Annotated in this window: 4 protein-coding genes and 1 pseudogene; 4 read left to right on the top strand and 1 reads right to left on the bottom strand. The window is 67.5% G+C overall.

The annotated features are described in order from the left end of the window. Positions 1–347, bottom strand: a pseudogene (locus tag WA317_RS17870) (uracil-DNA glycosylase); the annotation flags it as partial. Between the two features lie 180 nt (positions 348–527). Here WA317_RS17870 and WA317_RS17865 point away from each other — a divergent pair. The 4 genes from WA317_RS17865 to WA317_RS17850 all read left to right on the top strand — a co-directional run. Then, a complete protein-coding gene (locus WA317_RS17865; RefSeq protein ID WP_425174304.1) occupies positions 528–2,057 on the top strand; it encodes a succinic semialdehyde dehydrogenase in 1,530 nt (509 codons plus the stop codon). 39 nt (positions 2,058–2,096) lie between these two features. Further along, on the top strand, positions 2,097–3,464 hold the full coding sequence (locus WA317_RS17860; RefSeq protein WP_425174303.1) for an FAD-binding oxidoreductase: 1,368 nt from the start codon (positions 2,097–2,099) through the stop codon (positions 3,462–3,464). A gap of 29 nt (positions 3,465–3,493) precedes the next feature. Beyond that, positions 3,494–4,303, top strand: coding sequence for a 1-acyl-sn-glycerol-3-phosphate acyltransferase (locus WA317_RS17855; RefSeq protein ID WP_425174302.1), 810 nt, complete (start codon positions 3,494–3,496; stop codon positions 4,301–4,303). A gap of 13 nt (positions 4,304–4,316) precedes the next feature. Further along, a partial coding sequence (locus WA317_RS17850) for a hypothetical protein (protein WP_425174301.1) occupies positions 4,317–4,671 on the top strand: 355 nt, incomplete at its 3' end.

Raw genomic sequence — 4,671 nt, 5'->3', positions numbered from 1 at the left:
GTGCGGTTACCGCCGTGGGCCGCCGGTGCCAGACCGACAACGAGCACCCGCGGACGGTGCGCGCCCCAGCCGGGGATCGGCCGCCCCCAATACGGCTCGTTGGCGTACGACCGCCGTTTGGTGATCGCAACCTGCTCGCGCCAGTCCACCAGCCGCGGGCAAGCGCGGCACACCGACACCAGGGCGTCGAGCTCGCCCGCCGTCTCGACGGTCTCAGCGATCGCGCCCACCTGCATCGGAGACGACGCCACAGCCGTCTGAGCAGTGGCGGGATCACCCGGCCAGCCGGTGCGCGGCGGTACCGGAGAGTCGAAAGCTTCCGCGGTGCGGGGGTGGGCAAGGCGCACCGCTCTACTGTGCACGCTTGCCGACGACCATCGCGGAGGGGCTGCCCGCCGCGCTGCGGGCGGGCGGTTTGAACCAGACTCACGAAAGGCTATTCACACCGAAGCGCTGAGGATAAGGATTGAGTCATGAACGCACTTCGCTCGCCCGCCCGATCGGCCACCCGACGTGACGTCGGCCCGATGCTGGAGACGTTGCCCCGGCGTGTGGAGGCCGCCGACGGCAGTCGCCACCGGGAAGTCACCAACGCCATGACCGGCGAGCCGCTGGCCCGAGTGCCGCACTGCTCACCCGAGGACGTCGTCACCGCCGCGGGACGCGCCCGTGCCGTGCAGGCCGAATGGGCCGCACGTCCGATAGCCGAGCGGGCGGCCGTGCTACTGCGGTTTCACGACCTGGTGCTGAAGCGTCAGGACGAAGTGCTCGACCTGATCCAGCTGGAGAACGGCAAAGCGCGCCGGCACGCCTTCGAAGAAGTACTTGACGTCTGCCTCACGTCGCGCTACTACGCGCATACCGCCGAGGACTACCTGAAACCCAAGCGGCGCCAAGGTGTGCAGCTGGTGTTGACCGAGGTTTGGGAGCATCACCATCCCAAAGGGTTGGTAGGCATCATCTCGCCGTGGAACTACCCACTGACCCTGGGCATCAGCGACGCCCTCCCGGCGATCGTGGCCGGCAACGCCGTGTTGGCCAAGCCCGACGACCGCACGCCTCTTTCGGCGCTGTGGGCGGTCGGGCTGCTCGAGGAGGCCGGCATGCCGCGCGGCCTGATTCAGATGGTCACCGGACCGGGATCCGAGCTGGGCACGCCGATCATCGAGCAGTCCGACTACCTGATGTTCACCGGATCGACCGGCGTGGGCCGCAACGTCGCCAAGCAGGCGGCCGAGCGGCTGATCGACTGCTCGATGGAACTCGGCGGCAAGAACGCACTGCTCGTGCTCGACGACGCCGATGTCGCCAAGGCGGTGTCGGGCGCCGTGCGGGCGGCCTTCTCCAACGCCGGGCAGCTGTGCATCTCAATCGAGCGGATGTACGTGCAGCGAGCGCTGTGGGACGACTTCGTCGCCCAGTTCGTCGCCGCGACCAAGGCGATGTCGCTGTCCGGGGCGCTGGATTACGCAGCTGACATGGGATCGCTGATCGACGACAAGCAGCTGCAAACCGTTATCGACCATGTCGACGACGCGAAAAACAAGGGCGCCACCGTGCTGGCCGGCGGCCGACCGCGTCCCGACATCGGGCCGTACTTCTACGAGCCGACCATCCTGACCGACGTGCGCGAGGGCATGGTGGCGTTCGCCGACGAAACGTTCGGGCCGGTGGTCTCGCTGTACCCGGTCGATTCGGAGGCCGAGGCCATCGAGAAGGCCAACGACAGCCCGTACGGGTTGAACTTCGCCGTCTGGACCGATGACCCGGCCCGGGGCCGGCGCGTCGCCGCGCAACTGAAAGCCGGCACCGTCAACGTCAACGGCGCCTATGCCGCGGCCTGGGCTTCCGTCGACGCCCCGATGGGCGGCATGAAGGACTCCGGGCTGGGCCGGCGCCACGGCGAGCATGGAATCCTCAAATACACCGAGTCGCAGACGATCGCCACCGAACGCCTGCTGCCGGTGGGAGCACCGACCTGGCTGCGTGCGGACCGCTACGCCCGGGCAATGACCGCCGGATTGCGGGTGCTACGGCGCACACCCGGGGTCAAGTAGACCGGGCGGCTCGTTCACCGGCCTCCGTAGGATCAAGACGTGGGCACGGATGTGTTGGCCAAGCTGGCGGCTGAACTGCCAGAAGGCATGGTGGTCACCGACCCGGCGATCACCGAGGCCTACCGCCAGGACCGCGCCCTTGACCCGTACGCCGGGAAACCGCTCGCAGTAGTGCGGCCGCGGCGCACCGAAGAGGTGCAGATCGTGTTGCGGTGGGCCAGCGCGCACCACGTTCCGGTGGTCACCCGCGGCGCCGGCTCTGGACTGTCGGGCGGGGCCACCGCCGTCGACGACGGGATCGTCCTGTCCACCGAGAAGATGCGCGACATCGCCGTCGATCCGGTCACCCGCACGGCCGTCGCACAACCCGGGCTGCTCAACGCCGAAGTGAAGAAGACCGTCGCCGAGTACGGCCTGTGGTACCCGCCCGACCCGTCGTCTTACGAGATCTGCAGCATCGGCGGCAACATCGCGACCAACGCGGGCGGCCTGTGCTGCGTCAAATACGGTGTCACCACTGACTACGTGCTCGGTCTGCAGGTCGTGCTGGCCGACGGCACCGCGGTTCGGCTCGGCGGGCCCCGACTCAAGGATGTGGCTGGGCTTTCGCTGACCAAACTGTTCGTCGGCAGCGAGGGCGTGCTGGGTGTCATCACGGAGGTCACGCTGCGGTTGGTGCCGCCGCAGCAGCCGTTGAGCACGGTGGTGGCCAACTTCGCCTCGGTGCAGGCCGCGGCCGCGGCGGTGCTCGCGGTGACCAGCCGGACCCGTCCGGCGATGTTGGAGTTCATGGACTCGGTGGCGGTCAACGCCGTGGAGGACAAGCTTCGGATGGGTCTCGACCGCGGCGCGGCCGCGATGCTGCTGGCGGCGTCCGACGAACGCGGGCACGCCGGCAGCGAGGACGCCGAGTTCATGGCCGGGATATTCGCCGAAAACGGGGCGACGGAGGTCTTCTCGACCGACGACCCCGAAGAGGGTGAGGCGTTCGTCGCGGCCCGTCGGTTCGCCATTCCCGCGGTGGAGGCCAAGGGCCCGCTGTTGCTGGAGGACGTCGGTGTGCCGCTGCCCGCCCTGGCCGACCTGGTCGGGGGGGTGGCCCGCATCGCCGCTGAGCGCCGGCTGCTGATCTCGGTGATCGCGCACGCCGGCGACGGAAACACCCACCCGCTGATCGTTTACGACCCCGCCGACCCGGCGCTGACCGAACAAGCGGAGCTGGCGTACGGGGAGATCATGGAGCTCGCCACCGGTCTGGGCGGCACCATCACCGGCGAGCATGGCGTCGGGCGGTTGAAGCAGCCCTGGCTGGCCGGCTACCTGGGCCCGGAAGCGATGGCGCTCAATCGCCGCATCAAGAACGCGTTGGATCCTGACGCCATCCTCAACCCCGGCGCGGGGATCTGACCTCTGGTGCCGACGATTAACGTAGCGGTGTGACTGACACGACACTGCCATTGGAATTGCGTGGACGCGATCCCGACTTCATCCGCACCGTGCTGCCCACGTTGTGGCTCACGGCGAGTGTGTGGTTTCGCGCCGAGGTCAACGGTTTGGAAAACGTACCGGACGAGCCGGTGCTGTTCGTTGGCAATCACAGCGGCGGCGGCGCGACGCCGGACACGTTCGTCTTCCTGCTCGCGTACAACACCTTTTTCACTGTCGAAGGCCGACCGCTCTACGCGCTGGCGCATGACGTGCTGACCAAGGCTCCGGTACTCGGTCCGCTGACGCGCAAGCTCGGCGTCGTTCCCGCCGACCATGCGTTCTCGGAGACGATTTTCGGCAGCGGCGGCTCGGCGCTGGTCTACCCAGGTGGCGACGTCGAGGCGCTGCGCCCCTGGCGCGACCGCAACAGAATCGTCTTCTCCGGCCACAAGGGCTTTCTGCAACTGGCGCACCACTGCAACGTCAAAGTCATGCCAGTGGTGGCCACCGGTGGACATGACACGTTCGTGGTGCTCAATGACGGCCGGCGCACAGCCAAAGCACTCCGACTGGACAAGCTGTTGCGGGTCAAGACGTTCCCGGTGACGGTCAGCATTCCCTGGGGCCTTTCCCCTGTTCCGCTGCCGTTTCTTCCGCTGCCGGCGAAGATCCGCATGCAGGTGCTGGAGCCGATCGACCTGCGGGGCCGATTCGGCCGAGAGCCCGACTGGGATCACGCCTACGACTACGTCACCAGCGCCATGCAAGTCGGACTCTCACGGCTGGCCAGCAAAACCGTCGTACCGATGATCAGGTGAGGCTGCAACTTTCATGACCCAGACCGTCACCGTCGACAAGCACATCCGCCGGCCGGCCGATCAGGTCGGCGCTTTCGTGGGTGATCCGCACCGGTTCATCCCCGTACTGGCGACCGTTGGCCGTTGCGAATACATCGGCGACAGCGGCGAAGACCAGCTTTGGGACGTTTTCCTGGTCAGCGGCACCATCCATTTAGGAGGTCGCGTTCTGGTCAGCCACCACAAGACAAACGGACTGCGCTGGCGATCGCTACGCGGAACCCGCCACTCATTCGAAGCCTCCGTCGAAGGCGACGGCCAGTCCTGCCGCGTCACCTTCGCACTGACCTATTCGCTGACCGGCTTGGGCATTGCCCGGCTCAGCGAAT

Source organism: Mycobacterium sp., assembly GCF_049802695.1.
Taxonomy (GTDB): Bacteria; Actinomycetota; Actinomycetes; order Mycobacteriales; family Mycobacteriaceae; genus Mycobacterium.
This window is presented reverse-complemented; position numbering and strand designations above follow the sequence as displayed.